The organism is Tsuneonella sp. HG094, assembly GCF_053819285.1.
Window position 1 is genome coordinate 816,363 of record NZ_JBSORA010000001.1, and the last position, 26,988, is coordinate 843,350.

The following is a 26,988-nucleotide window of genomic DNA, read 5'->3' on the forward strand; positions in this document are numbered from 1 at the left end:
CGCTTGCAACCCTGATTGACCGCATCCGTCCGATGCCGCACATCCCGATTTGAAACCGATCATGGAGAGGTCGATGGCTTTCAGGGATTTGCAATCGCCGCAGTTTTCGCGGCGGACGGTTCTGCGGGCGTCCGCGTGGGTCGGCGCGGGGGCGATGGTCGGCGGAATGCCGCTTCGGCTGTTTGCACAGGACCTCGCGAGCTGGCCCACCGTGACGAAGCTGATCGATGGTTACGTGACCTCGGGCAAGCTCGCCAACGTGGTCGCGGCATTTGGCTGGGGCCAGCTCGATCCAGAGGTCATCGCGCGCGGAAACCTGGCGGTGGGTGTCGATTCGCCCGCCGGGATCGACAGCCTCTATCGCATCTATTCGATGACCAAGCCGATCACCGGCATGGCGACGATGATGCTGATCGACGAGGGCAAGCTGGGTCTCGACCAGCCTCTCGCCGAGGTGCTCCCGGCCTACGCCAACATGACCGTGCAGAAGACGTACGACGGCTCGATTACCGACGTGGAGCCTGCGGCACGTCCGATCACAATCCGCCACCTGCTCACGCACACCGCTGGCATCGGCTACGGGATCATCCAGAAGGGAGCGATCAAGACCGCCTATGAGGATGGGGGTCTCATCGCCGGTCAGGTGACCAAGGTGCCCTCGCTCGCCGCGATGTTCGGGCGCGGCACACCGGTGCGCAGCCTCGCGGCCTTCGCCGACGGGCTCGCCAAACTGCCGCTCGTCGCGCAGCCGGGCACGCGGTGGCTCTATTCGATGAGCATCGACCTGCTCGGGCGTGTGATCGAGGTCGCCAGCGGGCAGCCCTTCGATGTCTTCCTGAAGCAGCGCATCTTCGATCCTACGGGAATGTCGAGCACTTTCTTCCAGGTTCCCGCGAGCGAATTGGGGCGACTGACGACCAACTACGGTGTGCTGCAGGGTAACCTCGTACCGATCGATCCGGCGCGTGCTTCGGTCTATTCGGATCCCCCGGCGTTTCCCTTCGGCGGGGCGGGGCTCGTGTCCTCCGCACGCGATTACGACCGGTTCCTGCGGATGCTGGTCGGCTTTGGCAAGATCGACGGCAAGCGGGTGATGGGCGAACTCGCGGTGCGTGTCGGCACCTCGAACCTGTTGCCTGAGGGCGTCGACCTCAGCAGCACGCTGGGCGGGGTGCAGGGCTTCGGCGCGGGCGGCCGTGTCGGTGCGGGCGACCAAGCCGGAACCTACGGCTGGGGCGGCGCCGCTGGCACCGTCGGCTTCGTCGACATGCGGCGCGGGCTGCGGGCGACGATGATGACGCAGTACATGCCATCGAACACTTATCCGCTGACCGAGGAGTTCAACAAGGCGGTGGTAGCCGACCTAGCAACGATGGCGGGCAAGCCCGCCGCATGATCGCCTTTGCCCGGTCGCCGCTCGATCGCGCCGACCATGTCCGGACCGATCCCGAGGCGCTGGCCGGGCTTATGAACTGGCGCGCGCGTGTCCTGCGGCTCGACGGTCTGATGCCGGCGCTCGCCGACGACGGGGGACTGCTGTGGGGCTCGCTCGCCGATTGCGCGCCCGATGCGGAACTGGTGTTCCTCGGGCTGCTCGACGGAAAGGCGTGTTTCGCGCCGGTGCCCCCAGCCGGTGAGAACCGACCGGCCTACGCCATACCGCAAGTCTGGCAGATGCTCGCCTCGCTCCCGGCGGGCGACCTCGCGACCTACGGCGGGGCGCGCAGCCTCGTCGACTGGCACGCGCGGCACCGCTTCTGCGCGCAGTGCGGTTCGGGCACCGTGATCGCCAAGGGCGGCTGGCAGCGCGATTGCTCGGCCTGCGGGGCGCAGCACTTCCCGCGCACCGACCCGGTCACGATCATGCTGGTCGAACATGGTGGCCGCTTGTTGCTCGGCCGCCAGCCGCGCTTCCCGCCGCGCCGCTTTTCCGCGCTTGCCGGATTCGTCGAGCCCGGAGAGACGATCGAAGAGGCCGTCGCGCGCGAGGTGCTGGAGGAGGCCGGCGTACGGGTGCGGGACGTGCGCTACATCGCCAGCCAGCCGTGGCCCTTCCCGAGCCAGCTCATGATCGGTTGCCATTCCATGGCCGAAGACGATGCGCTGACGATCGACACGACCGAGATCGACGAAGCGCGCTGGTTCTCCCGTGAGGAGGTCGCCTACGCGCTTGCCGGAAACGACGACGGTGAGTTCATCGCGCCGCCGTCGCAAGCGATCGCACGGCACTTGCTCGAGTGGTGGCTGGAACGCTGATCGCGCTGCGTCAGATCAAACCCAGCTTCGTCAGCCGTCCGGCGAGGCGACCCGGGATGGCGTCGCTCGGCTCCTCGCCGTCCTCGAGGTCGCGCGGGGCGTTCTTCGGCTCGAGATAGCGCCAGCCCTGGTGCGCCCGCTTGTGCTTGGGCTGGACCGGGATCAGCCTGGGCGCGAGGCGGATCGTCCAGTGTCCGTCGGGCCGTTCGTCGAAGCCGAGGATTTCGCTCCGCGCGACGATCGCGTGGTCGAGGATCCAGTAGAGCGATCCGCCGATCATCTCCGCATGGCGCGTCGGGCGATACCGGGTGCGCATGTGCGCTTCCTCGCCCGCTTCCACCCAGGCGCGCAGGTTGTCGATGCTGCCCGAGCGATAGGCGATCTTGGTCATGCTCAGCGGCACGACTGGTCAGCCCGCCAGGCCGCTCGCCACCGCGAGGCCGAGGAATGCGAAGAAGCCCATCGAATCGGTGATCATCGTCACGAAGACGCTCGAAGCGACCGCCGGGTCTTGATCGAGCCGCTCGAAGATCACCGGAACCGCGACGCCGGCAAGGCCCGCGACGAGGATGTTGATGACCATCGCCGCCGCTATCACCGCGCCGAGTTGCGGCGAGAACAGCAGCGAAACTGCGACGCCGATCAGCACCGCGACCGTCGCGCCATTGAGCATGGCCACGCGCATCTCGCGCCAGATCATCCGGCGCGTGTTCGCGCGGGTGAGCTGATTCATCGCGATCGCGCGGACGGTCACCGCCATTGTCTGCGTACCAGCATTGCCGCCGATGCTGGCGACGATCGGCATCAGCACGGCGAGCGCGACGAGCTGCTCGATCGCCGCGCCGAACATCGCGATGATCGTGCTCGCAACGACTGCAGTTCCGAGGTTGGCGACCAGCCAGCGCACGCGCGCGACATAGGCCTCGCGGATCGGTTCGTTGATGTCGCCGTCGCCCGCGCCCGACAGCAGCAGCACGTCCTCGCCCGCTTCCTCGGACACGATGTGGACAACGTCGTCCGCCGTCATCTGGCCGACCAGCCGCCCGTTCTCGTCGACCACTGCGGCCGAGATCAGGGCGTACTTCTGGAACATGTTGCCGACTTCCTCCTGGTCCATCGTAACCGGGATCAGGGTCTGGTCGCGCTTCATCACTTCGGACAGCGGCTTGGTTCGCGGCGCGCGCAATACCCACGACAGGAGGCAGGTGCCGACCGGCTTGTGCGCATGGTCGACGACGAAGACTTCCCAGAATTCGGTCGCCAGGTCGTCAGGGCCGGCGTCGCGCAGATAGTCGATAAGGTCGCCGACCGACAGGTGCTCGGGCACCGCGACGAACTCGCGGCTCATCAGGCGGCCGGCGGTCTCTTCCGGGTAGGCCAGCGCGCTTTCGATCGCCGCGCGATCTTCCGGCTCCATCTCGGCAAGAATGGCGGCCTGGTCTTCGGGCTCGAGATCCTCGAGCAGCTGGACCGCGTCGTCGGTGTCGAGCTGCTCGGCGATCTCGGCGACCGCCTCGGGCGCGAGCGCCTCGATCATGTCCTCGCGGACGAAGTCGTTGAGCTCGGCGATCACCTCGCCGCTCAGGAGATCGGGGATCAGCGCGGCGAGCCGGGGACGCTCGTCGGCATTCAGCAGTTCGAACAGGTCGGCCACGTCGGCCGGATGCAGCGGCTCGACCAGTCCGCGGATCCGCTCCTGGTCGTTGTCCTCCAGCGCGTCCTCGACGCTCCGGACGAATTCGGGCTTGAGACGGTTATCCTCGTCGTGCCGCTCGTCGTCGACGCGGTCGTCCGGGCGGTCGTCGGCCCGTTCGTCCGCCGCCAGCGCGATCGCGTCTTCTTCGAGGATGGTCTCGTCCGCCATGTGCCCGGCCTTAGGCGGGAAGCCGCGAAACGCAAGCGCACGGGTGACTTCGCCGGTGGGGTGCCTATATCGGCGCCGGAATCGAGCGTACGCTCAACACAGGAGAACACGAATGGCCGCCGAAAAACTGACCTTCACCCTCGATACCGGCAACGGGGAAGGCGGCGACGTCGTCATCAAGCTGCGGCCCGACCTTGCGCCGAAACACGTTGAGCGCATCGCCGAACTGGCGAACGAGGGCTTCTACGACGGCGTGGTATTCCACCGCGTCATCCCCGGCTTCATGGCGCAGGGCGGCGACCCGACCGGCACCGGCATGAGCGGCAGCAGCAAGCCGGACCTCAAGCAGGAATTCAGCGCCGAGCCCCACGTGCGCGGCGTGTGCTCGATGGCACGGACCAACAATCCGGACAGCGCCAACAGCCAGTTCTTCGTCTGCTTCGACGATGCGCGGTTCCTCGACCGCCAGTATACCGTCTGGGGCCAGGTCGAGAGCGGCATGGAGCACATCGACGCGCTGCCCAAGGGCGAGCCGCCGCGCCAGCCTGGCAAGATCGTCAAGGCGACCGTTTCCTGATTTGCGAGAAGGCCGGCGCTCAGCCGCCGGCCTTCAACCTGCGTTCCTGGAACGCGAACCGGGCGGCCTTGCTGACGTCCTCCTGAAACGAGCGATTGACCAGCAGGCCGACCGCCGATCCGGCGATGGGTACGACCATTCCGAGACGGCGGCGGAAAGTGGCGAACGCCATCGCGCGGCTGATCCGTTCGACCGCGGCATCGACCATCGGGGTCGCGGCATCGCCGGTAACCGGCTTGAGCGATCCATCCGCGGCAATCGCACTCTCGATGCCCCTGATCCGCTCGGAGCGCAGTTCCGGGTCGTCGATTGCGGCGAGTTCGAGGATCTGCAGGCGGAAGAGCTTTTCCGCCTCGCCGACGCCGTCGTAGCCGTAGGCCCGGCCGGTGTCGCGGACATTGCGCAAGGCAATGCCGATCGAGGCCGGCACGTCGAGCCCGGCCGATACCGCCCCGCCGAAGCCCGCCGCAGCGCCGGTCGCGCCGTTGACCATCTTCGAGGTGCGCTCGACCTTGAACGCGGCCTCGCGGCAGGCGGCGATGTCGGACTTGTCGTGGCGCATCCGGGTCAGGGCGGGGGCGCCGGCGGCAGCGTCGATGCCCTTGACCACGGCCTCCATCGCCTTGTTCGGCACCACGCTGGCAAGTGCCTTGCCGAACGGATTGGTCAGCCGTTCGATGCCCCGGCCCAAGCGCGAAGGTTTGGCGCGGCGGTAGGCGTTCTGTTCCTTGGCAATGTCCACTGTGGTGCTCCCTGTTTCCGGCAAGAGAACACGCGAACGGCGGGCTGCGTTCCTAGAGCGCGGCGGAGACCAGCCAGTCGTGGAACAGGCGGACGGGCCGCTGCTCGAGATCCCGCGGGCGGCAGACGAACCAGTAGGAATACGGGCTGGCCACCTCGATGTCGAAAAGGCGCGCCAGGCGCCCATCCTTCGACCGGGTGAAATGATCGTCGTGCATGATCGCGATGCCCAGGCCCTGAGCGGCGGCTTCGAGAATCAGCTGGCCCGAATCGTAATGATCGATCGCGGCCGGCTCGAATTCGGTCAGACCGAGCGCCTCCCGCCAGGCGGTGAAGCTGTCGGGGAGCTCGTTGTGGACGAGAAACGTCTGCCCAGCCAGTTTGCGCGGGTCGGGCGCATTGCCGATTTCGTCCGCCAGGCCGTGCGAGGCGATCGCATAGACGTTGTTGTGGTCGAGCCGCACCGAATGAAGCGCCTGGTCGGGGTCCTGCGCCAGCACGATCGCCGCATCGAGCGTGTCGCCCACCCGGTCGAGCAGGTGCGGGCCGGTGTCGATGTCGATGTGAAGGCGGGGATGGAGTTTGCGTAGCTCGGGAAGCCGCGGGAACAGCCGCTGGCCGCCGAATAGCGGCAGGACGCCGAGCTTCAGGCGCATCAACCCCACGCGATCGGACTGCGATTCGACCGCCGCGGCCAGTGCCTCGATATGCGGAGCGACCGCGTCGTAGAACGCGCGTCCCTCGTCGGTCAGCTGCATCGCCTGGTGCGCGCGCGTGAACAGCTTCTTTCCGACGAAGTCCTCGAGCGTGCCGATCCGGCGCGAGAGCGCCGAGGGGCTGAGACCGAGTTCGGTCGCGGCGGCGCGGGCCGAACCGAGGCGGACAACACGCAGGAACGCTTCCAGCGCGCGCAGAGGAGGAAGGCGGCGGCTCACGGCGGAGAAGATGGGTTCACGGGCACGGAAAGTCGAGCGGGAAATGTTGCAACTGCGAATAAACCGATGGGAGCTATTCCTTGGGCGGTTCGGGAGGATGCAGTCTCAAACGCTTGACATGGGTGTCGTCGGCATCGGTCACTTCGATGCGCCAGCCACTCGGATGCTCAAGGATCGTCCCGATACCCGGAACCGACTCGGCGAGCACAAAGGCGAGGCCGCCAAGAGTATCGACCGCCTCCTCGACTTCCGCGAGGCGGGGGTCGATCGTCTCGGCCACATCATCGAGCTCGGCGCGTGCATCGGCCTCCCACATTCCGTCGGGGAGCGGAATGATCCACTCGGGTTCCTCGTCGTCGTGCTCGTCCTCGATCTCGCCGACGATTTCCTCGACGAGGTCCTCGATCGTGATGAGGCCATCGGTTCCCGAATATTCGTCGACCACGACCGCGAGATGGATGCGCTGCTGGCGCATGTCGGCGAGCACATCGAGCGCGTTGCGGGCCTGCGGAACGTAGAGCGGCTGGCGCATAAGTGCTGTCCAGTCGGCGGGCGGGGCGGCTCCAGTCGCGATGATCGGGAACACGTCCTTGATGTGCATCATGCCGATCACGGTATCGAGCGTGTCGCGGTAGACGAGCAGGCGCGAATGACCGTGCTCCGCGAAGGCTGCGACCACTTCCTCCCAGGTCGCGCCTGCGCTCAGCGCGATGATGTCGCCGCGCGGGATCGCCACATCGTCGGCATCGTGCTCGCTGAAATGGAGGAGGTTGCGCAGCATCTGCCGCTCAACCTGCGACAGGTCGCCGTTGGCGGGCGTACTTTCGCCGTCCTCGCCCTGCGCCGCATCGTGCTCGTCGATCGCTTCCTCGAGCTGTTCGCGCAAGGAGCGTTCGCCGTCGTCGGTGTCGAAGAACTTGCGGACGGCGGTCCAGAGACCGCGTTTACTGTCCGCTTCTCCCGGTTGGGAATCGCTGTCGGGCATGGCCCTGTCTAATAAGCCCCTGTGATTGAGACGGTCCCGGGTTCAGACGAGCCCGTCCGGGTGCTCCGCATATGGGTCGGGAATGCCCATCGATGCAAGTGCCTTGATTTCCATCGCCTCCATCGCCTCGGCCTCGGCGTCGTCGAGGTGATCGTGCCCGGCGAGGTGGAGGAGGCCGTGGACGATCAGGTGCGCGGCGTGGTTCTCGACCGCGATCGCCTTGTCATCCGCTTCGCGCTGGCAGGTTTCCCACGCGAGGGCGATGTCGCCGAGCATCTCGGGCGGGCCCGATTCGTCGAGTGAAAGGAGTTCGTCCCGCTCAAGCATCGGAAACGAGAGAACGTTCGTCGGCTTGTCCTTGTCGCGCCATTCGCGGTTGAGCGCGTGGACTTCGTCGTCGACGGTGAACAGCACGCTGGCCGAGAGCCGCGCATTGGCGAGTTCGGGAGACGCGCCCTCGGCCGCCGCGCGGGCGCGCTCGGCCATCGCGGCCCAGTCGGTCGGACCGGGCCAGCCATCGATCTCGACGTCGAGCGTCATTGTTCGGCGGTGGGGCCTTCGTATGCCTCGACTATGCGGCCGACGATCGGATGGCGCACGACGTCGGCGGCGGTGAAGCGGCTGACCGCGATGCCCTCGACGCCTTCGAGCTTGTCGACCGCGTCGGCGAGGCCGCTCATGCGGTCGCCGCCGGGAATGTCGATCTGCCGCGGGTCGCCGCAAACGACCATCCGGCTGTTCTGGCCGAAGCGGGTGAGGAACATCTTCATCTGCTCGCGCGTGGTGTTCTGCGCTTCGTCGAGGATGATGAAGCTGTCGGCCAGCGTCCGCCCGCGCATGAAGGCGATCGGCGCGACCTCGATCACCCCGCTCGCGAGGTGCCGCTCGACCTGCTCGGGCGGCAGGCAGTCGTAGAGCGCGTCGTAAAGCGGGCGCAGGTACGGATCGACCTTCTCCTTCATGTCGCCGGGAAGGAAACCGAGCTTTTCCCCGGCCTCGACCGCCGGTCGCGAGAGGATCAGGCGCTGGACGCTGCCGCTGATGAGCTGGCTGACCGCCTGCGCGACCGCGAGGTAGGTCTTGCCGGTTCCCGCCGGTCCCAGCGCGAAGACGATGTCTTCGCTCGCCAGCTGCTTCATGTAGGGAATTTGGCCCGCGCTACGCGGCACGATCGTCTTGCGCCGCGTGCGGATCATGATCGGCGGCGCGTCGACCCCGCCGCGCACGATGCCCTCGAGCGTCGGCTCGACCGACATCGCAATAAGGCCCTCGATCGCTCCCGCATCGAGCTCCTGGCCCATCGCCAGCCGGTCGTACATCGCCTTGAGCGTGTCGCGCGAGCGGGCGACGGCATCTTCGCTACCTTCGATCTGGACGCGGTCTCCCCGGGCCGAGATGAACACGCCGAGTCGGTTCTCGACCTGCACAAGATTGGCGTCGAACTGCCCGAAGAGGGGGCCGAGCAGGCGCTGATCCTCGAACGTAATCTCGCTCCGTGCGCGGCGGTTCGCCACGGCGGGCATCGGAATGGCGCCATCGGCGCGGGCAGGTTTGCGAGCCATGCTCTCCCTTCTTTCGAGCGAGTCGGAAGATGGGTCCAGTGCGTGCGTTAGGCAAGCATCACTGGCACGCGCTGCGGTGGATAAGCGTCAGGCGAAGGCGGGTTGCAGGGCCCTTCCCGCCAGCGAGTTGGGGCCCGCCTCGAGCAGGTCTACCGTGACCATATCGCCGATTGCGTAGTCGCTTTCGAACCAGACCGACTGGAGCCAGGGCGACTTGCCGAGCCACTGGCCCGGCTTCTTCCCCTTGCGCTCCACCAGCACCTCGCAACGCTTGCCGACCGACCGCCGATTAAAAGCGTGCTGATCGCGGTTGAGCGATGCCTGCAGCCGCTGGAGCCGATCGTCCATCACTTCGGGCGCGATCTGGTCGTCGAGCAAGGCGGCCGGCGTGCCGGGACGGGGCGAATACTTGAAGCTGAACGCCTGCGCGTAACCGACGGCGTCGACCAGTCGCAGCGTTTCGGCAAACTCCGCCTCGGTTTCGCCGGGGAAACCGACGATGAAGTCGCCGGACAGGGCGATGTCGGGCCGGGCTTCGCGGAAGCGATCGAGCAGGCGCAGGTATTGGTCCGCGGTGTGGCTGCGATTCATCGCCTTGAGCACGCGGTCCGACCCGCTCTGCACCGGCAGGTGGAGGAACGGCATCAGCTTGTCGATCTCACCATGCGCCGCGATCAGGCCATCTGTCACATCGGCCGGATGGCTGGTCGTATAGCGAATACGGTGCAATTCCGGTAGCTTGGCCAGTTCTCTTGCGAGCCCGTCGAGTCCCACCTGGCAACCTTTGGCGTCCTCTCCAGACCAGGCATTGACGTTCTGGCCCAGAAGGGTGATTTCGCGCGCTCCGGATTCGACCAGTTTCTGGGCTTCGGCGATCAAGTCGCCGAACGGCCGCGATATTTCTGCGCCACGTGTGTACGGCACGACACAATAGGTGCAGAACTTGTCGCAGCCCTCCTGCACCGTGAGGAATGCGCTGGGGCCGATCTTTCGGCGAGCCGGAAGCGCCGCGAACTTGGCGATCGCGGGCATGTCGGTGTCGCTCGCGCGCTCGCCGCGGACGGCCTTGTCGATCATATCGGGAAGGCGGTGATAGGCCTGCGGTCCGACGACCATGCTGACCGCGGGCGCGCGTGTCATGATCTCCTCGCCTTCGGCTTGCGCGACGCAGCCCGCGACAGCGATCATGGGCGCTTTGCCCGCCTTTTCACCCGCCTTCACCAAACGGCCGATGTCGGAGTAAACCTTTTCGGCCGCCTTTTCGCGTATGTGGCAGGTGTTGAGCACCACCAGGTCCGCTTCCTCGCCCTCGGCCGCAGGGGCGATGCCTTGCTCCGCAAGCAATTCGGCCATCCGCTCGCCGTCGTAGACGTTCATCTGGCAGCCGAAGCTTTTGACCCGGTAGGTCCTGGGGGGCGGGGACTGGTGCATGGGGCGGGGCGGTTAGCCGAAAACCGGGCGAGTGGCTAGCGGGTGCGGCCGCTAGCGAGCGAGGGCGGACGCGATTTCGATCCGCGCCGCCGCCGCGATCGCCTTGCGATCATCGAGCGCCTCGCCTGCGAGCGGGGGCAGGAAGTGCAGAGTCAGCCGGATTGGACGCAGACGGGCGAGAATACGCTTGAAATTGTCGAGCCCGTGTTCCTCCCCGACCCAAGCAATCCGAGCCGCATCCTCGTAAGCAAGCAGGACCGGCTGGACCGAGATACCGGCAGGAAGCGGATCGAGCGCAGAGAGCAGGGAGGACTTGAATGGGAGAAGTCCGGTTCCGTCGCTCGTGGTGCCTTCCGGGAACAGCGTCAGGTTGCCGCTTTCCTCCATTGCCGCGCGCACCTGCCGGACCTGCTCGGCGATGCTCGCGCGGTCGTGGCGGGCGATGAACACCGTGTCGTTCATCTCGCACAGCCACTTGAGGAACGGGAACGCCGCAAGGCCGTCGTGTGCGACGAAGGCGCTGCCGGTGGCGTGGGCGAGGGCAGGTATGTCGAGCCAGCTCACGTGGTTCGCCAGCAGGAACGCGCCTTTCGCGGGCATCCCTTCGATCCGCAGGTGCAGTCCGGCGATCATCCCGATCGATGACAGGAACACGCGCGGCCACCAGCGGCCCCCGCCGACGATGCGCCAGAGAAGGTGAAGCGGCGCGCAGAGCACCAGCATCAGCAGCATGAGGGTAAGCCGGAATGCGATCAGGCCCCAGCCGAGCGGGCGGATGTGCGGCGCGGGTAGCGCGTGCGCCATCAGCTTTCGCGGTCGACCCGCACGCCGTAAAGCTCCATCCGGTGGTCGACGAGACGGTAGCCGAGCTTTTCGGCGATCTGTCGCTGGAGCGCCTCTAGTTCCGGATCGACGAACTCGACGACCTTTCCGGTCTCGACGTCGATCAGGTGGTCGTGATGCGCCTCGGGCGCGGCTTCATAGCGCGCGCGTCCGTCGCCGAAATCGTGACGGTCGAGGATGCCGGCCTCTTCGAACAGGCGCACGGTGCGATACACCGTCGCGATCGAGATCTTCGGATCGATCGCCGACGCGCGCTTGTGTAGCTGTTCGACGTCGGGGTGATCTTCGCTGCTCGACAGGACCTGCGCGATGACCCGGCGCTGCTCGGTGATCCGCAGGCCGCGCTCGGCGCATAGCTGTTCGAGGTCGATAGTCTGGTGCAAACCGCGCTCCGAAATGAGGTCTCGTCCCGGAACCTAGGGCCCCGGGACGAGAGTCTCAAGCGTCAGGCTGCAGTCTTCTTCTTGCGGCCGCGCTTCTGGCCCGGTTTGCGGCCCAGGCCGATCTTCACAGCGAGGTCACGGCGGGTTTCCGCGTATTCGGGTGCGACCATCGGATAGTCGGCTGCTAGGCCCCAGCGCTGACGGTATTCGTCCGGCGTCATGCCGTGCTCGGTCATCAGGTGACGCTTGAGCATCTTCATCTTCTTGCCGTCTTCAAGACAAACCAGATGGTCCTTCTTGACTGAAGAGCGGATCGAAACGGCCGGCTCGAGCTTTTCTTCGACGACGGGCGCCGAACCGCCGAGTCCGGCAAGCGCCGAATACACAGTCGTGATCAGCACCGGGACGTCTTCCACGGCGACATTATTATTGCTCACATGCGCTGCGACGATGTCGGACGTGAGCGTGATCAACGTCTCCGCCATGTCGGTTTCCATCATATCCATTTGAACCTCGTGCGATCGAAATTCGCGGATTAAGCCGACCCGTGCCCCCCCGCTGTTCATAGATAGAGCAGCTTTTCCAAGGACAAACAAGCACTGGGCAATCAATCGATTTAACCGTTGCCCGGTTATTATTTGAGAGATTTCACGTGATCGGATAGGCGAATGTAATCGCGTCGATTTTCTCGCCTGTCGCCGATCGATAGTATTCCTTGCGTCGACCGACCGGCGAAAAGCCGATCCGCTCGTAAAGTCGAAGGGCCGGATTGTTGTGGCGGGCTTCGAGAAAGAGGCGCTCGGCGCGTCGTTTCCGCGCATCCTCGATCGCGCAGCGGACCAGGCGATCGCCGAGACCGCGTCCACGCGCCTGCGGGATGACTCCGACCAGCAGGAGCTCCTCCTCCCCCGGCGCGGCCCTGACGAGCGTAAAGCCTGCGGGCGGCGTGTCGGTTGCAGCAGGATCGGCACCATCACGGTCGACCAGCCGATAGTGCGTGTGCGCGAATACCAGCGAATCAGCCACCTGGCGGCGATTCCATGCCTCGCCCCACATGGGATGGAAAGCGGCGTCCATGACCGCCATGATCCGATCAAGATCGTCCGTCATGCAGGCAGCCGCGCGTCGGGACCGCGGCCATATACCGGAGCGATCGTGTCGGTCAGCAGTTCGGGCGCCAGGCGCATGATCTGACGCGCGTCGGGCAATTCTTCGACCACCAGACGCGAGCTGGAAAGCCTCTTAGCCAGTTCGTGCGCCCTCGATCCGGCGATCGTCGGCAGGGCTCCGCGACTGGCGGCGTCGTCCGGTGCAAGCGACGCGAGTTCCGACGCCGGTTGGCCGTTGCCTGCGAAATCCTGCACGAACCACTCCCCGTGGCCGCCGGCCATCGAGACGGTGACCGAACCTTCTGCCGCGACCATTGCGGCGACCAGCGACAGCGTCGGATAGCCTTTCACCTTGGCCCCCCAGGCAATTGCGAGCGATCCCGCCACCGCAATCCCGATGCGAATGCCCGTGAAACTGCCGGGGCCAAGCGAAACGAGTATGCGTTGTGCTTTCCCGCGATCGGGCATCGCCGCGATCATCGGCACAAGGTGTTCGGCATGGCCGCGACCGAGCACGCGAAAGTCACCGGCAAGCAGCGTACCGTCTTCGAACAGGGCGACCGAACAGGCCTCCGTCGCGCATTCGATCGCAAGCGTTCGCATTCAGCGACCCAAGACCATCGCGCCCGCCCGCGCAAGCGCGGACGGTCAGACGATCGTGTTGAACTTGCCGAATTCGGGCCGGGGGCTCCGTCCAAAGATGGTCGATGCGTCGCCATAGCCGATCGAGCAGATCCAGTCGGCCTTCACCTTCGGATCGTCGGCGAAGAATTCGGCGGTGACCTTGTCGAGGTCGATACCCGACATCGGGCCGCAATCGAGCCCCAGCGATCGGGCCGCCAGCATCAGGTACGCGCCCTGCAATGCTGAATTACGCGCGGCCGATTCCTTGCGTAATTCTTCGTTGCCTTCGAACCAGCTCTTGGCGTCGGCATGCGGGAACAGCCAAGGCAGTTCCTCGTGGAAGTCGATGTCATAGCCGATCACCACGCAGACCGGCGCGGTCTGGATCTTTTTCTTGTTCTGGTCGGATGCAAAAGCGGCAAGCCGGTCCTTGGCGTCCTGCGATTTGCACCATACCAGCCGTGCGGGCTGCATGTTGGCTGACGTCGGACCCATCTTCATGAGGTCGTAAATCGCCTCGATCTGCTCGTCGCTGACCGGCTTGTCGAGCCAGCCGTTGTAGCTGCGGGCCTTGCGAAAAACCTGATCGAGCGCGGCGTCCGACAGGACGGTATCGTGGAACTGCTTGGTCATGAATTTCCTCAGGCGGCGCGGACTTCGGTGACTTCGGGGATATAGTGCTTGAGCAGCCCCTCGATCCCGTGCTTGAGCGTGGCGGTCGATGAAGGGCAGCCCGAACAGGCACCCTGCATCTGCAAATGGACCACTCCGTCGCGATAGCCGCGATAGACGATGTCGCCGCCGTCGTTGGCGACCGCCGGGCGGATGCGCGTTTCCAGCAGGTCGTGGATCTGGGCGACGATATCGGCGTCGGCCGGGTCATCCTCGACAACCATTTCCGCTTCGTCCGCCGGAACCGCAAAACCGCTCGCGTCACCCCCGGCAAACAGCGGAGCGCCGCTGACGAAGTGATCCAGCAGCACGGCCACGACCTGCGGCTTCAGCTGCGACCAGTCGGCGCCCGGCGCGGCGGTAACCGATACAAAGTCGGTGCCCAGGAATACGCCGGTCACCTCTCCGGTATCGAACAGTGCCTCGGCAAGCGGGCTCGCCTCGGCGGCCTCTGGCGAGGCGAACTCGCGCGTGCCGGTGGGCATAACCTGCCGACCGGGCAGGAACTTGAGCGTCGCCGGATTGGGCGTCGTTTCGGTCTCGATGAACATGATGGTCCATGTAGGAGCGGCGCGGGGGACCGGCAAGGACGTAGGCCGGGGGAGCGAATCTTGTCGCACATTCACTATCCCTTCACTTGGGGCCGCCCTATAGGCTTGGTGCATGAGCCTTTTCCCGCGTGCCGTCCGGCACCTCGCGCCGCTTCTCCCGCTCACCCTGCTCGCCTCGCCGGTCCCGGCGCAGGACGCTGCCGCCCCCGCGCCGCGTTACGTGCAAGCCGGGACCACGACTCCGTGGATCTACAAAGGCAGCGACGTTCCGCGAGACAAGGAATGGGTGTTCGGCGAGATGCCCAATGGGCTGCGCTATGCCGTTCGCAAGAACGGCGTCCCGCCCGAGCAGGTCTCGATTCGCGTGCGCATCGACGCAGGCTCGATCCACGAGCAGGACAGCGAACAGGGCTTTGCGCACCTGCTCGAACACATGACGTTCCGCGAAAGCAAGTACCTCGCCAACGGGGCCGCGATCGCGACCTTCCAGCGCCTTGGCGCGACCTTCGGCAGCGATACGAATGCCGAGACCACCCCGACGCAGACGGTTTACAAGCTTGACGTGCCCGAGGCGACGCCGGCCAAGCTCGAGGAAGTGTTCAAGCTCCTCTCGGGCATGGTGCGCGAGCCGACGCTGTCGGCCAAGGGCCTGGCCGAAGACCTGCCGATCGTGCTTGCCGAAAAGCGCGAACAGGCCGCCGCCGCCCAGCGTGTGGCTGAGGAAAGCCGCAAGACGATTTTCGCCGGCCAGCGGCTCGCCAATCGACTACCGATCGGCACCGAGGCCACCTTGACCGGCGCCACCCCGCAGAGCGTGCGCGCGTTCCACAATCGCTGGTACCGTCCGGAAAATACCGTGATCGTCGTTGCGGGCGATGCCGATACAGCGACCCTGGCGAGGCTGGTCGAAACCTACTTCGGCGACTGGAAGGGCAAGGGTCCGCACGTCGAGCCGCCCGCATTCGGCGATCCGGTGGCACCCGTCAGCTCCGACCCCGCCAACCCGATCGGCGAGACGCAGGTGCTGGTCGAGCCCGACCTTCCGCGCACGCTTACTTACGCCGTCATGCGTCCGTGGCGTCCGGTAAATGACACGATCGTCTATAATGAAGGCCTGCTGCTCGATTCGCTGGCGCAATCGATCATCAATCGCCGCCTTGAATCCCGCGCGCGGGCCGGAGGATCCTACCTCTACGCGCAGGTCAACCAGGAGGACGTCAGTCGGACGGCCGACGGCACGTTCATCAGCATGGCTCCGCTGACCGACGACTGGCAGGCTGCGCTTGCCGACGTGCGCGGCGTGATCGCCGATGCGGTCGCCAATCCTCCGACGCAGGAAGAAATCGACCGCGAGATGGCTGAATTTGATGTCGCCTTCGCGAGTTCGGTCGAACAGCGCGCGGTGCTCGCCGGGTCGAAACTCGCCGACGACATAGTGCAGGCGGTCGACATCCGCGAGACGGTCGCCGCACCCGAGACTGTGCTGGTCGTGTTCCGCGGCATGAAGGACAAGTTCACCCCGGCGAATGTCCTGAAACATACGAAACAGCTGTTCAGCGGCCCGGTCATACATTCGGTTTACGTCACGCCCAATGCTGCCGAGGCCAATCCGGCTGCCCTGCGTACCGCGCTGCTTGCGCCGGTCCAGGCCGACAGTGGAGCGCGGCTGGCGGCCAAGGCTGTCTCGTTCGGCGACCTTCCGCCGGTCGGCGCGCCCGGTACGGTCACCGAGAACGCGCCGCTCGGCGTGCTCGGGATCGAGCGGGTCAAGTTCGCCAATGGTGTCGGTGCGCTGCTGTGGAGCAACAATGCGGAACCGGGTCGCGTGACCGTCAAGGTGCGCTTCGGATCGGGGCGCCGCGCTTTCGGGCCGGAGGATGCCGCCTATGCCTCGCTCGGCGAAGCGGCGCTTGTCGGCTCGGGCGTCGGCGAACTCGGCCAAGAAGAACTCGACCGCATTTCCACGGGACGCCGGATGGGCTTCGACTTCGCGATCGACGACGGGGTTTTCACCCTTACCGCGCAGACGCGCTCGGCCGACCTTGCCGACCAGCTCTATCTGTTCGCAGCCAAGCTCGGAATGCCGCGCTGGGACCCGAACCCGGTGGTGCGTGCAAAGGCGGCGGCCAAGCTCGCCTACGAAAGCTACGCGACCAGTCCCAACGGTGTGCTCGAACGCGATTCCGACTTCGAGCTGTATGGGCGCGATGCGCGCTTCGCTTCGCCCACGCCGGCGCAGCTCGATGCGGCGACGCCCGAGGGCTTCCGCAAGGTCTGGGAACCGTTGCTGAAGCAGGGCCCGGTCGAAGTGCTGATGTTCGGGGAGTTCGACAAGGCCGCGACGCTCGACGCGCTCTCCAAGACGTTCGGCGCACTTCCGGCGCGCGAGCCGATTCCGGCGGCGGCGCTGGCCCGCACGGCCACCGTCTCGACGGCGAGCGCGCCGCGCGTACTCTACCACCGCGGCGACGCAAGCCAGGCCGCGGCCCTGGTTGCGTGGCCGACAGGCGGCGGGGTCGATGGCCTGCGCGAATCGCGCCAGCTCCAGATCCTCAGCGACCTGTTCAACAACCGCCTGCTCGACGAAATGCGCGAGCGGACCGGTGCGAGCTATTCGCCGCAGGTGGTCAACAACTGGCCCGAAGACGTTGCGTCGGGCGGCGCTATCCAGGCGGTCGCCCTGATCCGTCCGCAGGACGTGCCGGCCTATTTCGCCGCCACCGAGGAAATCGTCCGCGACCTGACGACGACGCTCGTGACGCCGGACGAGTTGTCGCGGGTGACCGAGCCGCTCAAGCAGTCGATCAGCCGCGCTTCGACCGGCAACACCTTCTGGCTGTGGCAGCTCGAAGGGGCGACGACCGACCCGCGCCGGGTCACCCTGCTGCGCTCGCTGCTGGTCGATTACACCCAGACCACGCCAGAGGCGATGCAGGCGCTTGCCCGCAAGTACCTCGCCGCGCGCGACCCGTTCCGCCTGGCGGTGATCCCGCAGGGGCAACAGCTTGCCACGACGATCGCTCCGACATCGTCGGCGGCATCGGCGACTGGCGGTCGCTGACCCTCACGTGCGACACACCCGCTTGGGGTGCGCGTAGTTTATCGCGCTTCCCCCGGGCGTGACTTTGCTGTTCGGTCGAGGTGCGCCTATGGGCGTCCCCTTCAGCAACGATCGATCGAAGAAACCGTGGCGAGTAACTGGATACCCGATAGCTGGCAGGCAAGCGAAGCGCGCCACCTGCCGAAATACGAAGACACCGCCGCGTTGGCGGAAGCGGAAGCGACCCTTGCCGGGTATCCGCCGCTCGTCTTCGCGGGCGAGGCGCGCGCGCTGAAGGCCGATCTCGGCAATGTCGCCAACGGCCATGGCTTCCTGCTTCAGGGTGGCGACTGCGCCGAAAGCTTTGCCGAGTTCAGCCCGAACAACATTCGCGACACATTCCGCGTGCTGCTGCAGATGGCGGTCGTGCTGACCTTCGCCAGCAAGCGCCCGGTCGTGAAGGTCGGGCGCATGGCGGGCCAGTTCGCCAAGCCGCGCAGTTCGGATACCGAGACGCAAGGGGCGACCACGCTGCCGAGCTACTTCGGCGACAACGTCAACGGCATCGAGTTCGAAGCCGCGACCCGCCGCAACGATCCGCAGCGCATGGTGCGCGCCTATTCGCAGGCCGCCGCGACGCTCAATCTCGTCCGCGCATTCGCGGGCGGGGGCTATGCCAACCTGCGGCAGGTCCACCGCTGGACGCTCGATTTCATGGGCCGCAGCCCGTGGGCCGACAAGTTCAAGGACGTCGCCGACCGCATCGGCGAAGCGCTCGACTTCATGGAAGCGTGCGGGGTCAATCCCGAAACGCTGCCGCAGCTGGAGCGGACGAGCTTCTACACCAGCCACGAGGCACTGCTGCTGCCATATGAGCAGGCGCTGACCCGTCGCGACAGCCTGACGGGCGATTGGTACGATTGTTCGGCGCACATGGTGTGGATCGGCGACCGCACCCGCTTCCCGGGCAGCGCCCACGTCGAGTTCTGCCGCGGCATCGGCAACCCGCTCGGCATGAAGTGCGGACCCAGCCTCGAGACGGACGACCTGCTGCGACTGCTCGACACGCTCAACCCCGCGCGCGAGGCGGGGCGGATCACGCTCATCAGCCGCTTCGGGCACGACAAGGTCGAGGCGGGACTTCCGCGGCTCGTCCGCGCCGTGCAACGCGAAGGCCATCCGGTGGTCTGGAGCTGCGACCCGATGCACGGCAACGTCATCAAGTCGGACAGCGGCTACAAGACACGGCCGTTCGATCGTATTCTGGCCGAAACGCGCGGCTTCTTCGCGGTACACCGGGCAGAAGGCACGCACGCGGGCGGAATCCATATCGAGATGACCGGGCAGGACGTGACCGAGTGCGTCGGCGGCGCAGTGGCGATCACCGATGCGGCGCTCGGCGACCGGTACCACACGCACTGCGACCCGCGCCTCAACGCCGCGCAGTCGCTCGAACTGGCATTCCTGCTTGCCGAGATGCTCAACCTCGAAGCGGGCAAGCGGCAGGCCGACGCCGCCTGATCAGGGCAGCAGCAAGCTCGATCCGGTGGTCTTGCGGCCTTCGAGGTCGCGATGCGCTTGCGCAGCCTGTTCGAGCGGATAGGTCTGGCCGATGTCGACGGTGAGCTTGCCGTCCTGCACCATGCTCCACAGCTTCTCCGCACCTGCGGCGCGTTCGGCAGGTTCGCGGTAATAGTCGAACAGCGTGGGGCGCGAGACGAAAAGCGAGCCAGCGCCGGCCAGCACGCCGAGGTTCACGCCCGTCACCGGTCCGCTTGCATTGCCGTAGCTCGCGATGATCCCGCGCCTGCCGGTCGCCTTGAGCGACGCATCCCATGTAGCGGCCCCAACCCCGTCGTAGCTGGCGCGCACCCCGGCTCCGCCCGTTGCCTCGCGCACCCGATCGGCGATATCCGGCGCATCGGCAGCGATGGTGAGTTCGGCGCCCAGCCGTTCGGCAACCGCCCGCTTTTCCTTTGTGCTCGCCGTGCCGATCACGCGGACGCCGCGCGCGGTGAGCCACTGGACGAGAAGTTGCCCGACCCCGCCGGCCGCGGCGTGGACGAGCGCCCACTCTCCGGCCGCTAAGGGGGCGACGCGCTCCGCCAGCATCTCGGTCGTCGCTCCCTTTAGAAGGATCGCGGCAGCGGTACGGACGTCGATGCTTTCCGGCAGCACGAACAGTCCGGCCGCGTCGGTCAGTAGTGCATCGGCATAGGCCGCGCGGGTAGGTCCGAAGGTCGCCACGCGATCACCCGGGCGGACGGTATCTACTCCATCCCCGACGGCTTCGACCACGCCCGCCGCCTCCAACCCGAGGGTTCCTGGAAGGTCGATCGGGTAAAGCCCCGAGCGGTGGTAGGTGTCGATGAAGTTGATGCCGACCGCCTCGATCCGCACGATCGCCTTTCCGGGGCCGGGGGCGGGCAGGTCGATCTCGCGAAAGCGGATCACCTCGGGGCCGCCGATCGTTTCGATGTAGGCCTGTCTCGTGCGCATGCTGGAGTTTCCTTTTGAACTTGGGGCAAGGTCGTGCTTGCCGCTTCCCGAGACAAGGGTCTTTTGTTTGCAACGTATTCGGCCCAGCTTCGTTGGTTTACCAGACGAGAGAGGAGTTCGCCGTGCATCGGCCCGAACGATCACCCGAACACGCGATTCCGGAAGATCTGGCCAGCCGCTTCCGGCGCACCCGTGCGCTGAGCGAGGCTCTGGTCGAAACCCTCTCGGATGCAGACGCGACGGTCCAGTCGATGGAGGACGCGAGCCCCGCGAAGTGGCACCTCGCGCACACGACCTGGTTCTGGGAAACCTTCCTCCTGCGCGATCACATGCCGGGCTACACGCTCTGGCGCCAGGATTGGCCGTTCCTGTTCAATTCGTATTACGAGGCGGAGGGCGAACGGCTCGCGCGCACGAGCCGCGGGCTGTTATCCCGTCCGACGCTGGAAGATCTTCTCGAATGGCGCGCGCACGTGACCGAGGCGATGGCTGGACTGGCCGATGATCCCTCGCTTGCCTCGCTGGTCGAACTTGGCATTGCGCACGAGCAGCAGCATCAGGAACTGCTGCTGACCGACATCAAGCATGCGCTGTTTCATAATCCGCTGGGTCCGGCAATGTGGCCTTCCGCAGGCAGCGGCGCTGCTCCCATCGGAGCGGGCGGAGGCTGGCACAACCATCCCGGCGGCATCGCCCGGATCGGACACGGCGGCGACAGTTTCGCGTTCGACAATGAGGGCCCGCAGCACCGTGTCCTGCTCGATCCCTTCGCGCTAGCCGAACGGCTCGTCACCAACTGCGAGTGGCAGGCGTTCATCGATGACGGCGGATACGGGAACGCGGCGCTCTGGCTTTCGGACGGATGGGCATGGGTGCAGAGCGAGGGCATCTCCGCGCCGCTCTACTGGCGCGAGGATGCCCTCTTCACGCACACCGGTTGGGAATCGCGCATTCCGAGCGCCCCGGTCACGCACATCTCGTTCTACGAAGCCGACGCTTTCGCCACGTGGGCCGGTGCCCGGCTCCCGACCGAATTCGAATGGGAGACGGTGGCGCAAGGGGCCGATCCTGCGAGTGGCAACCAGCTAGACCGCGCCGCTCCGCCCGTTCCGCGCGGCGGCGGTGAGCTGTTCGGAGACTGCTGGCAGTTTACCCGCTCGGCCTATCTGCCGTACCCGCGTTTCAGTCCCGCGGAGGGCGCGGTGGGCGAATACAACGGCAAGTTCATGAGCGGGCAGGTCGTCCTGCGAGGCGCGAGCTGCGCCACCGTCCGTGGCCACTCGCGCAGCAGCTACCGCAATTTCTTCTACCCCAACCAGCGTTGGCAATTCACCGGCCTGCGCCTCGCCAAGGACGCCTGATGAACGCGCAGCCCGGATTGATGCTTGTGCCTTACGACGAGAACGGCGTCGCCACCGACTTTCGCGATGACGTTCTGCAGGGACTGTCCGAGCCGCAGAAGGCGATTCCGGCGCGATGGTTCTACGACGATGCAGGCTCTCGACTGTTCGAGGATATCACCCGGCTCCCCGAATACTATCCGACGCGGGCGGAGACGGAAATCCTGCGCGACCATGGCGCGGACTTCCTCGAATTGGTCGGCGAAGAGCGGGTGGTCGTCGAATTCGGATCCGGCAGCTCGGTCAAGACGCCGCTCCTGCTCGACGCCATCGCGCCCGCCGCATACGTGCCGCTCGATATTGCGGGTGATTTCCTGCGCGCTTCGGCTGAAGCCCTCGCGGCCAGCTTCCCCGAAGTGCCGGTCCATCCGGTCGAGGCCGACTTCATGCGAACTGTCGAACTCCCCCACGCTGTCGCTGGCCTGCCCAAGCTCGGGTTCTTTCCGGGCTCGACGATCGGCAACATGGTCGCTCGCACCGCGACGGACTTGCTGCGGACCATGCGTGCAACCCTTGGCGAGGGTAGCCAACTCCTCATAGGGATGGACTTGATCAAGGACCCGGCGGTCCTCGAAGCGGCCTACGACGATGCCGAGGGCGTGACCGCCGCATTCAACCTGAACCTGCTGGAACGGATCAACCGCGAACTCGATGGCACCGTGCCGATCGAGGCATTCCGTCACGTCGCGCGCTGGACTGACGAGTATGCAAGGATCGAGATGCACCTCGAAGCCATGCGGGACGTGACTTTCGCGGTCGCCGGGCAACGCTTTGCCATGCATCGTGGAGAGACCATTCATACCGAGAACAGCCACAAGTTCTCGCGTCGCAGCGCGAACCAGTTGCTGCTGGCGGGCGGCTGGACCCCTCGCGCGCGCTGGCTCGACAGCGAGGAGCGGTTCTCGATGATCCTCGCCGACGCGACGATTCCCCGCAGCGCACCCTGATCCGGTTCTTGGTCATGGTGCGGACAGGCAGTGACGTGTAAGATCGTGCCTGCGATGGATTTCCAGTCTCTCTTCGCCGCCGCGACCGACATCATCCGCGAAATACCCCGGTCGGGTTTGCTGATGTTCACGCTGGCCGCGATCTTCGGCAGCATGCTCGGCAGCGGCATCGCGCGGCGCGGGATCGTTGGCGGACGCTTGCTCGCCGGCGTGAGTACGATTGCGCTCGCCGGTATCCTGGTCGTCGTCGTGTTGCAGGTGTCCCGCTTCGACCCGAGGCTCGATGTGGCCGTCCCGCAACTCGGGCTGCCCGAGCAGATCGTCTCGGGCGGCGAGACGCGGGTCGAGTTGGCGCCCGACGGGCATTTCTGGATTCGCGCCGACGTGAACGGGCACACCGCGCGGTTCCTCGTCGACACCGGCGCGACGCTTACTGCGGTTTCGGTGCCGGTCGCGCGAGTTGCCGGCCTTGAGCCGCGGCAGGGCGGGGTACCGGTCCGTATCTCCACCGCCAACGGCACAGTTTCGGCCGAACTGACGACGATCGACACCCTGCGCTTCGGCAATGTGATGGCGGGCGGTCTCGATGCCGTGATCGCGCCAAATATCGGCGAGACCAACGTGATCGGAATGAACTTCCTCTCGCGCCTCAAGTCGTGGCGGGTGGAGGGCAACACGCTGATCCTTGTCCCGAACAACCCGCAGCCGGTTGCCGACTGACCTCGCGGCTGGCAGGGCGCTCGGCATGAGCGATCCTGCATTTCCGGTCTTCGACGGCATCCACAACTTCCGCGATTACGGAGGCTACCGCGCCAAAGGCGGCACGGTGCGGCGTGGGCTGCTCTATCGCTCGGGCCAGCATGTCGGTGCGAGCGACGCCGACCTTGCCGCACTTGCGACCCTCGATATCCGCACGGTGATCGACCTGCGCGGCGTCAGCGAGCGCACCGCCAATCCCTGCCGCCGCCACGACGGCTGGGCGGGCGAAGTGCTCGCGCACGAGGGCGAAACGGCCTCAAGCCCGCCGCACATGGACGTCGACGAATCTACCACGACAGCCGAATTCGCTCGCCAGCGGATGCTCGCTGTCTACACCCGGATGCCCGCGAACCCGGCCATGCACGCGATGTTCGGACGCTACCTTAATGTCCTGGCCGAGCGTGACGGGGCGAGCCTCGTCCATTGCTTCGCGGGCAAGGACCGGACGGGGATCGCCGCCACGTTGCTGCTGCACATCCTCGGCGCTTCGGAGGAGGACCAGGAGGCGGAGTTTATGCTCACCAATGCGTCACCGACGCTGCACATCCTTGCCGCGCAATCGGTCCCGGGGATCGAGGCGCGGCTCGGTCGCAAGCTCGACGACGAGGCGGTGCGTGCCCTGCTCGAAGTGCACCCCGATTACCTCGCGCGCTTCCGTGAGCGAACGGTCGAGATCAGCGGATCGCTCGACAACTGGCTGACCAAAGTGATCGGCGTCGATGAGCCGCTGCGGGAGCGCTTGCGCGCGAAATTCATCGCCTGACGGGGATAGCGGAAGCGTCCGACTCGATTTTCGCCCGCTCCGCTCCTATCTCGCGCGGCCAGATGGAGGATACGATGGCCACCCACAAGACGCGCATGCTCATCATTGGTTCGGGACCTGCGGGGCTGTCGGCGGCGATCTATGGCGCGCGCGCGATGATGCAGCCGATCGTGGTGCAGGGCCTCCAGCCCGGCGGCCAGCTCACCATCACCACCGACGTCGAGAACTACCCCGGTTTCAAGGATGTGATCCAGGGCCCTTGGCTGATGCAGGAGATGCAGGCCCAGGCTGAGCACGTCGGTACGCGTATGATGTGGGACACGATCACCTCGGTCGACCTGTCGGGCCCCCCGTTCCGCGCCATCGGCGACAGCGGCGATATCTATGAAGGCGACACGCTGGTCATCGCGACCGGCGCGCAGGCCAAGTGGCTCGGCGTTCCGGGCGAAATGGAACTGGGCGGCAAGGGCGTATCGGCCTGCGCCACCTGCGACGGTTTCTTCTATCGCGGCAAGAAGGTCGCGGTGATCGGCGGCGGCAACACTGCGGTCGAGGAAGCGCTCTACCTCACCAACCATTCCGACGACGTGACCCTGATCCACCGCCGCGACGAATTGCGCAGCGAGAAGATCCTGCAGGAGCGGCTGTTCGCCAATCCCAAGATCAAGGTGCTGTGGAACAAGGCGGTCGAGCAGTTTGCGGGCGACCCGCTCGCGGGCGGGCTCAAGCACCTCGAACTGCGCGATACGGCGACCGGCGAGAAGAGCCAGTTCCACTGCGACGGCGCCTTCGTCGCAATCGGCCATGCGCCCTCGACCGAGCTGTTCAAGGACAAGCTACCGGTCGATGCCGGTGGCTACCTGATCGTCGAACCCGGCACACCCAAGACCGCCATCCCGGGCGTGTTCGCGTGCGGCGACGTGATGGACCACACCTATCGCCAGGCGGTCACGGCCGCGGGCACCGGCTGCATGGCCGCGCTCGATGCCGAGCGCTTCCTGTCGGGCCTCAGCATCGACCTCGACGGCCATGCCGAGAAGGTCGCAGCCTCGGTTTAGGAGTTCGGGCCCCTAGCGCAGGGCGAACACCACCATCGCCGTGTGAACCACCAGCGCGAGCAGCGCGATGCTCGACAGCGCGAAGAGCGCGAAGCGCACCATCACCCGGTTGCTGGTCGCCTGCCACAGTGAGTGGATCACGCGCAGGCCGACATAGGCCCACGCGACCGTCAGGCTGATCCCTCCACCCATACCGTAGAACGCCAGCACGATGCACGTCGCGTAGAACACCGTCGGCGCTTCGTGCAGGTGGTTGTAATTGTGCGCGGGCCACTGCGCTTTCGGCGGCAGGGCTCGATCGAGCGTCATGTCGGGATCGTCGACCAGCGAGTCAGGATTGACGCGGGCTTTCTGCATCGCGGGGATGCGGATCGCGTACATCCACGCCCACATGACCATAGTCCAGACAAGCAGCGCAGTGACCGGTTGGAGAATAGCGTAGGCAATCATGATACGACCCCCGGATTGGCGAACAGCGTCAGCATGACCGCATGGATCGTCAGAACGACCAGCGCGAGCGTCGACAGCATGAAGATCAGGAAACGGATGGCGACAACGTTGACAAGCGCCTGCCACAACGAGTGTGCGATGCGCAGCGCGACGTAGATCCACGCGAATAGGACGTCATGCGGGTGCGGTCCGACCACCGCGAGGATCAACGAAACCGCATAGAACAGCGTCGGCTGTTCGACGAGGTGGGCGTAGTTGTGCGACTTCCAGTTGATCCGGTCGTCGATGACGCCTTCGAGGTCCTGTCCGCGCCCGCCGGGCTTCGCGTTCTTGAGGCCGCCGATCTTCTTCAGCGCCGGCAGTCTCGTTCCCGCGGTCCAGACCAGCATCACGAGCGTCCACGCGACCAGCACTGCGGCCGGTGCGAGCATCTGTGCCTGCATCCTGTAATCCCCCTCCTTTCGCCCTCTTTCGGGAGACTGCGCGCACGAATGAAGGTTGTCAAACGGGACTAATCCCCTGCGGCGAGGACCTTCGCGAAGGCAGCCGGATCGGTGTTACCACCGGTGAGTGTGACCACCGTTCCCTCGTCGAGCGGGACCTTGCCGGCCAGAGCCGCCGCCAGCGCCGCCGCGCCGCCCGGCTCGACCACCACGTGCAGGCGCGAGAACGCGAACCGCTGTGCTGCCTCAACCTCATCGTCGGTTACCGCGAGACCCGGCTCTGCGCGGCCGTAGAGGACTGCGAAATTGACCGGCGCCGTGCTCGGCGTCTGGATCGAGTCGCAGACGGTCCTGGGCGGATGGGGACCGACCCGCACGATTTCACCGCGTTTGAGGCTTTCGGCCATGTCGTCCCAGCCGACGGGTTCGACCGGGTGAATGGCGCTGCCGGGGCATGCCAGCGCGAGGCCCGCAGCAAGCCCGCCGCCGCCACAACAGACGACGATGCGCGACGGCTCCCGTCCCAGTTGCGCGGCGATCTCGATCCCCATGCTCCCCTGGCCTTCGATCACCCAAGGATCGGCATAAGCATGGACCAGCACCCGCCCGCGCGCGTCGCACAGCGCGTTGGCGATCGCATCGCGGTCCTCGCCCCCGGGCCGGTCGTAGAGCACCACCTCGGCGCCCATCGCGCGCGTCGCCTCGATTTTCACCTTCGGTGCATCGACCGGCATCACGATCGCGGCCTTGATCCCAAGTCGTCGCGCCGCCCACGCCACGCCCTGCGCGTGATTGCCGCTCGACACCGCGACGACGCCCGCCGCGCGCTCGTCCGGCGTCAGGTCGGTCAGCCGGTGCCACGCTCCGCGAATCTTGAATGCGCCGATCGGCTGTAGGTTGTCGCACTTGGCGTGGATTGTGACCCCGCCGATCTCGACCGGGAGGAGCGGGGAGGGCGGCAGCAGCGCGGCGACCTTCTCGGCTGCGCGCAATACGCCGTCGCGGGTGGGCTCTCTGGGGCTTTCGCGAAACATTCGACCCGACTAGTGCGTTCGGCATTCAGCGCCAATGGGCGCCAACAGTGTTCCCGGAGAAA

General features: G+C 66.1%; 29 protein-coding genes. 10 read left to right on the forward strand and 19 right to left on the reverse strand.

Translation table 11 applies throughout. From position 1 onward, the window contains the following. Nucleotides 1-73 precede the first annotated feature (73 nt). The gene (locus tag ACWPMX_RS04095) at nucleotides 74-1,396 is read left to right on the forward strand and encodes a serine hydrolase domain-containing protein (protein ID WP_455698770.1); all 1,323 of its coding nucleotides are present in this window, start codon (nucleotides 74-76) and stop codon (nucleotides 1,394-1,396) included. Next, nucleotides 1,393-2,256, forward strand: coding sequence for an NAD(+) diphosphatase (nudC, locus tag ACWPMX_RS04100; protein ID WP_455698771.1), 864 nt, complete (start codon nucleotides 1,393-1,395; stop codon nucleotides 2,254-2,256). Before ACWPMX_RS04095 ends, nudC begins: the two co-directional genes overlap by 4 nt. A gap of 10 nt (nucleotides 2,257-2,266) precedes the next feature. Here the strand turns inward: nudC and ACWPMX_RS04105 are convergent, their stop codons facing one another. Together ACWPMX_RS04105 and mgtE are read right to left on the reverse strand one after the other, a co-directional pair. After that, the gene (locus ACWPMX_RS04105) at nucleotides 2,267-2,659 is read right to left on the reverse strand and encodes a DUF1489 family protein (RefSeq protein WP_455698772.1); all 393 of its coding nucleotides are present in this window, start codon (nucleotides 2,657-2,659) and stop codon (nucleotides 2,267-2,269) included. Nucleotides 2,660-2,665: 6 nt separating this feature from the next. Next, on the reverse strand, nucleotides 2,666-4,120 hold the full coding sequence (gene mgtE / locus ACWPMX_RS04110; protein ID WP_455698773.1) for a magnesium transporter: 1,455 nt from the start codon (nucleotides 4,118-4,120) through the stop codon (nucleotides 2,666-2,668). 112 nt (nucleotides 4,121-4,232) lie between these two features. Here mgtE and ACWPMX_RS04115 point away from each other — a divergent pair, with 112 nt between their 5' ends. Further along, nucleotides 4,233-4,697: a peptidylprolyl isomerase gene (locus ACWPMX_RS04115; protein ID WP_455698774.1), complete on the forward strand. Its 465-nt coding sequence runs from the start codon at nucleotides 4,233-4,235 to the stop codon at nucleotides 4,695-4,697. Between the two features lie 19 nt (nucleotides 4,698-4,716). On the opposite strand, the gene ACWPMX_RS04120 is transcribed toward ACWPMX_RS04115, so the two are convergent. The 13 genes from ACWPMX_RS04120 to ACWPMX_RS04180 form a co-directional block, all read right to left on the reverse strand. Continuing rightward, the gene (locus tag ACWPMX_RS04120) at nucleotides 4,717-5,439 is read right to left on the reverse strand and encodes an EcsC family protein (RefSeq protein ID WP_455698775.1); all 723 of its coding nucleotides are present in this window, start codon (nucleotides 5,437-5,439) and stop codon (nucleotides 4,717-4,719) included. A gap of 52 nt (nucleotides 5,440-5,491) precedes the next feature. Next, nucleotides 5,492-6,373 carry a LysR substrate-binding domain-containing protein gene (locus ACWPMX_RS04125; RefSeq protein ID WP_455698776.1) on the reverse strand — a complete coding sequence of 294 codons (882 nt, stop codon included), beginning with the start codon at nucleotides 6,371-6,373 and terminating at the stop codon, nucleotides 5,492-5,494. A 73-nt stretch (nucleotides 6,374-6,446) separates the two neighbouring features. Next, on the reverse strand, nucleotides 6,447-7,358 hold the full coding sequence (locus ACWPMX_RS04130; protein ID WP_455698777.1) for a hemolysin family protein: 912 nt from the start codon (nucleotides 7,356-7,358) through the stop codon (nucleotides 6,447-6,449). 42 nt (nucleotides 7,359-7,400) lie between these two features. Next, complete coding sequence (gene ybeY / locus ACWPMX_RS04135) at nucleotides 7,401-7,898, reverse strand: rRNA maturation RNase YbeY (protein WP_455698778.1); 498 nt, start codon at nucleotides 7,896-7,898, stop codon at nucleotides 7,401-7,403. Then, entirely contained in the window at nucleotides 7,895-8,920 is a 1,026-nt protein-coding gene (locus ACWPMX_RS04140) for a PhoH family protein (RefSeq protein ID WP_455698779.1), read from the reverse strand. The genes ybeY and ACWPMX_RS04140 overlap by 4 nt, the downstream gene beginning before the upstream one ends. A gap of 87 nt (nucleotides 8,921-9,007) precedes the next feature. Continuing rightward, nucleotides 9,008-10,351 (reverse strand): tRNA (N6-isopentenyl adenosine(37)-C2)-methylthiotransferase MiaB, encoded by a 1,344-nt coding sequence (miaB, locus tag ACWPMX_RS04145; RefSeq protein WP_455698780.1) that lies wholly within the window; start codon nucleotides 10,349-10,351, stop codon nucleotides 9,008-9,010. A gap of 51 nt (nucleotides 10,352-10,402) precedes the next feature. Then, entirely contained in the window at nucleotides 10,403-11,155 is a 753-nt protein-coding gene (locus tag ACWPMX_RS04150; RefSeq protein WP_455698781.1) for a lysophospholipid acyltransferase family protein, read from the reverse strand. Then, on the reverse strand, nucleotides 11,155-11,577 hold the full coding sequence (locus tag ACWPMX_RS04155) for a Fur family transcriptional regulator (RefSeq protein WP_455698782.1): 423 nt from the start codon (nucleotides 11,575-11,577) through the stop codon (nucleotides 11,155-11,157). The genes ACWPMX_RS04150 and ACWPMX_RS04155 overlap by 1 nt, the downstream gene beginning before the upstream one ends. 62 nt (nucleotides 11,578-11,639) lie before the next feature. Beyond that, nucleotides 11,640-12,083 (reverse strand): MucR family transcriptional regulator, encoded by a 444-nt coding sequence (locus tag ACWPMX_RS04160; protein WP_455700726.1) that lies wholly within the window; start codon nucleotides 12,081-12,083, stop codon nucleotides 11,640-11,642. Between the two features lie 142 nt (nucleotides 12,084-12,225). Beyond that, the gene (locus ACWPMX_RS04165) at nucleotides 12,226-12,687 is read right to left on the reverse strand and encodes a GNAT family N-acetyltransferase (RefSeq protein ID WP_455698783.1); all 462 of its coding nucleotides are present in this window, start codon (nucleotides 12,685-12,687) and stop codon (nucleotides 12,226-12,228) included. Next, the gene (gene tsaB, locus ACWPMX_RS04170) at nucleotides 12,684-13,289 is read right to left on the reverse strand and encodes a tRNA (adenosine(37)-N6)-threonylcarbamoyltransferase complex dimerization subunit type 1 TsaB (RefSeq protein WP_455698784.1); all 606 of its coding nucleotides are present in this window, start codon (nucleotides 13,287-13,289) and stop codon (nucleotides 12,684-12,686) included. The genes ACWPMX_RS04165 and tsaB overlap by 4 nt, the downstream gene beginning before the upstream one ends. Nucleotides 13,290-13,334: 45 nt before the next feature. Further along, nucleotides 13,335-13,943: a malonic semialdehyde reductase gene (locus tag ACWPMX_RS04175; RefSeq protein ID WP_455698785.1), complete on the reverse strand. Its 609-nt coding sequence runs from the start codon at nucleotides 13,941-13,943 to the stop codon at nucleotides 13,335-13,337. 8 nt (nucleotides 13,944-13,951) lie between these two features. Then, nucleotides 13,952-14,533 carry a NifU family protein gene (locus ACWPMX_RS04180; protein WP_455698786.1) on the reverse strand — a complete coding sequence of 194 codons (582 nt, stop codon included), beginning with the start codon at nucleotides 14,531-14,533 and terminating at the stop codon, nucleotides 13,952-13,954. Between the two features lie 112 nt (nucleotides 14,534-14,645). On the opposite strand from ACWPMX_RS04180, the gene ACWPMX_RS04185 reads away from it, so the two are divergent. Beyond that, complete coding sequence (locus tag ACWPMX_RS04185) at nucleotides 14,646-17,594, forward strand: M16 family metallopeptidase (RefSeq protein WP_455698787.1); 2,949 nt, start codon at nucleotides 14,646-14,648, stop codon at nucleotides 17,592-17,594. A 126-nt stretch (nucleotides 17,595-17,720) separates the two neighbouring features. After that, nucleotides 17,721-19,094: a class II 3-deoxy-7-phosphoheptulonate synthase gene (locus ACWPMX_RS04190; RefSeq protein WP_455698788.1), complete on the forward strand. Its 1,374-nt coding sequence runs from the start codon at nucleotides 17,721-17,723 to the stop codon at nucleotides 19,092-19,094. Here the strand turns inward: ACWPMX_RS04190 and ACWPMX_RS04195 are convergent, their stop codons facing one another. Continuing rightward, complete coding sequence (locus ACWPMX_RS04195; protein WP_455698789.1) at nucleotides 19,095-20,072, reverse strand: quinone oxidoreductase family protein; 978 nt, start codon at nucleotides 20,070-20,072, stop codon at nucleotides 19,095-19,097. It lies immediately after the preceding gene. 122 nt (nucleotides 20,073-20,194) lie between these two features. On the opposite strand from ACWPMX_RS04195, the gene egtB reads away from it, so the two are divergent. From egtB to trxB, 5 genes are all read left to right on the forward strand, one after another. Then, nucleotides 20,195-21,433, forward strand: coding sequence for an ergothioneine biosynthesis protein EgtB (egtB, locus tag ACWPMX_RS04200; protein ID WP_455698790.1), 1,239 nt, complete (start codon nucleotides 20,195-20,197; stop codon nucleotides 21,431-21,433). Continuing rightward, complete coding sequence (gene egtD, locus ACWPMX_RS04205; RefSeq protein WP_455698791.1) at nucleotides 21,433-22,419, forward strand: L-histidine N(alpha)-methyltransferase; 987 nt, start codon at nucleotides 21,433-21,435, stop codon at nucleotides 22,417-22,419. Before egtB ends, egtD begins: the two co-directional genes overlap by 1 nt. A gap of 54 nt (nucleotides 22,420-22,473) precedes the next feature. Continuing rightward, a complete protein-coding gene (locus tag ACWPMX_RS04210; protein WP_455698792.1) occupies nucleotides 22,474-23,139 on the forward strand; it encodes a retropepsin-like aspartic protease family protein in 666 nt (221 codons plus the stop codon). A gap of 25 nt (nucleotides 23,140-23,164) precedes the next feature. Next, nucleotides 23,165-23,941 carry a tyrosine-protein phosphatase gene (locus tag ACWPMX_RS04215; protein ID WP_455698793.1) on the forward strand — a complete coding sequence of 259 codons (777 nt, stop codon included), beginning with the start codon at nucleotides 23,165-23,167 and terminating at the stop codon, nucleotides 23,939-23,941. A 74-nt stretch (nucleotides 23,942-24,015) separates the two neighbouring features. After that, nucleotides 24,016-24,999, forward strand: a complete 984-nt coding sequence (trxB, locus tag ACWPMX_RS04220; protein WP_455698794.1) for a thioredoxin-disulfide reductase — start codon at nucleotides 24,016-24,018, stop codon at nucleotides 24,997-24,999. Nucleotides 25,000-25,011: 12 nt separating this feature from the next. Here trxB and ACWPMX_RS04225 read toward each other — a convergent pair whose 3' ends face one another. From ACWPMX_RS04225 to ACWPMX_RS04235, 3 genes are all read right to left on the reverse strand, one after another. Then, entirely contained in the window at nucleotides 25,012-25,449 is a 438-nt protein-coding gene (locus ACWPMX_RS04225; RefSeq protein WP_455698795.1) for an MAPEG family protein, read from the reverse strand. Continuing rightward, on the reverse strand, nucleotides 25,446-25,892 hold the full coding sequence (locus ACWPMX_RS04230; protein ID WP_455698796.1) for an MAPEG family protein: 447 nt from the start codon (nucleotides 25,890-25,892) through the stop codon (nucleotides 25,446-25,448). The genes ACWPMX_RS04225 and ACWPMX_RS04230 overlap by 4 nt, the downstream gene beginning before the upstream one ends. 68 nt (nucleotides 25,893-25,960) lie before the next feature. Continuing rightward, nucleotides 25,961-26,926, reverse strand: a complete 966-nt coding sequence (locus tag ACWPMX_RS04235) for a threonine ammonia-lyase (RefSeq protein ID WP_455698797.1) — start codon at nucleotides 26,924-26,926, stop codon at nucleotides 25,961-25,963. Nucleotides 26,927-26,988 lie beyond the last annotated feature (62 nt).

What these genes read in the sequence shown, in the direction of transcription:
- ACWPMX_RS04095 (WP_455698770.1), top strand. Translation starts at nt 74, where the DNA reads ATGGCTTTCAGGGATTTGCAATCGCCGCAGTTTTCGCGGCGGACGGTT.
- nudC (WP_455698771.1), top strand. Translation starts at nt 1,393, where the DNA reads ATGATCGCCTTTGCCCGGTCGCCGCTCGATCGCGCCGACCATGTCCGG.
- mgtE (WP_455698773.1), bottom strand. Translation starts at nt 4,120, where the DNA reads ATGGCGGACGAGACCATCCTCGAAGAAGACGCGATCGCGCTGGCGGCG.
- ACWPMX_RS04115 (WP_455698774.1), top strand. Translation starts at nt 4,233, where the DNA reads ATGGCCGCCGAAAAACTGACCTTCACCCTCGATACCGGCAACGGGGAA.
- ACWPMX_RS04130 (WP_455698777.1), bottom strand. Translation starts at nt 7,358, where the DNA reads ATGCCCGACAGCGATTCCCAACCGGGAGAAGCGGACAGTAAACGCGGT.
- ybeY (WP_455698778.1), bottom strand. Translation starts at nt 7,898, where the DNA reads ATGACGCTCGACGTCGAGATCGATGGCTGGCCCGGTCCGACCGACTGG.
- ACWPMX_RS04140 (WP_455698779.1), bottom strand. Translation starts at nt 8,920, where the DNA reads ATGGCTCGCAAACCTGCCCGCGCCGATGGCGCCATTCCGATGCCCGCC.
- miaB (WP_455698780.1), bottom strand. Translation starts at nt 10,351, where the DNA reads ATGCACCAGTCCCCGCCCCCCAGGACCTACCGGGTCAAAAGCTTCGGC.
- ACWPMX_RS04150 (WP_455698781.1), bottom strand. Translation starts at nt 11,155, where the DNA reads ATGGCGCACGCGCTACCCGCGCCGCACATCCGCCCGCTCGGCTGGGGC.
- ACWPMX_RS04160 (WP_455700726.1), bottom strand. Translation starts at nt 12,083, where the DNA reads ATGGATATGATGGAAACCGACATGGCGGAGACGTTGATCACGCTCACG.
- ACWPMX_RS04165 (WP_455698783.1), bottom strand. Translation starts at nt 12,687, where the DNA reads ATGACGGACGATCTTGATCGGATCATGGCGGTCATGGACGCCGCTTTC.
- tsaB (WP_455698784.1), bottom strand. Translation starts at nt 13,289, where the DNA reads ATGCGAACGCTTGCGATCGAATGCGCGACGGAGGCCTGTTCGGTCGCC.
- ACWPMX_RS04175 (WP_455698785.1), bottom strand. Translation starts at nt 13,943, where the DNA reads ATGACCAAGCAGTTCCACGATACCGTCCTGTCGGACGCCGCGCTCGAT.
- ACWPMX_RS04180 (WP_455698786.1), bottom strand. Translation starts at nt 14,533, where the DNA reads ATGTTCATCGAGACCGAAACGACGCCCAATCCGGCGACGCTCAAGTTC.
- ACWPMX_RS04185 (WP_455698787.1), top strand. Translation starts at nt 14,646, where the DNA reads ATGAGCCTTTTCCCGCGTGCCGTCCGGCACCTCGCGCCGCTTCTCCCG.
- ACWPMX_RS04195 (WP_455698789.1), bottom strand. Translation starts at nt 20,072, where the DNA reads ATGCGCACGAGACAGGCCTACATCGAAACGATCGGCGGCCCCGAGGTG.
- egtD (WP_455698791.1), top strand. Translation starts at nt 21,433, where the DNA reads ATGAACGCGCAGCCCGGATTGATGCTTGTGCCTTACGACGAGAACGGC.
- ACWPMX_RS04210 (WP_455698792.1), top strand. Translation starts at nt 22,474, where the DNA reads ATGGATTTCCAGTCTCTCTTCGCCGCCGCGACCGACATCATCCGCGAA.
- ACWPMX_RS04215 (WP_455698793.1), top strand. Translation starts at nt 23,165, where the DNA reads ATGAGCGATCCTGCATTTCCGGTCTTCGACGGCATCCACAACTTCCGC.
- trxB (WP_455698794.1), top strand. Translation starts at nt 24,016, where the DNA reads ATGGCCACCCACAAGACGCGCATGCTCATCATTGGTTCGGGACCTGCG.
- ACWPMX_RS04225 (WP_455698795.1), bottom strand. Translation starts at nt 25,449, where the DNA reads ATGATTGCCTACGCTATTCTCCAACCGGTCACTGCGCTGCTTGTCTGG.
- ACWPMX_RS04230 (WP_455698796.1), bottom strand. Translation starts at nt 25,892, where the DNA reads ATGCAGGCACAGATGCTCGCACCGGCCGCAGTGCTGGTCGCGTGGACG.
- ACWPMX_RS04235 (WP_455698797.1), bottom strand. Translation starts at nt 26,926, where the DNA reads ATGTTTCGCGAAAGCCCCAGAGAGCCCACCCGCGACGGCGTATTGCGC.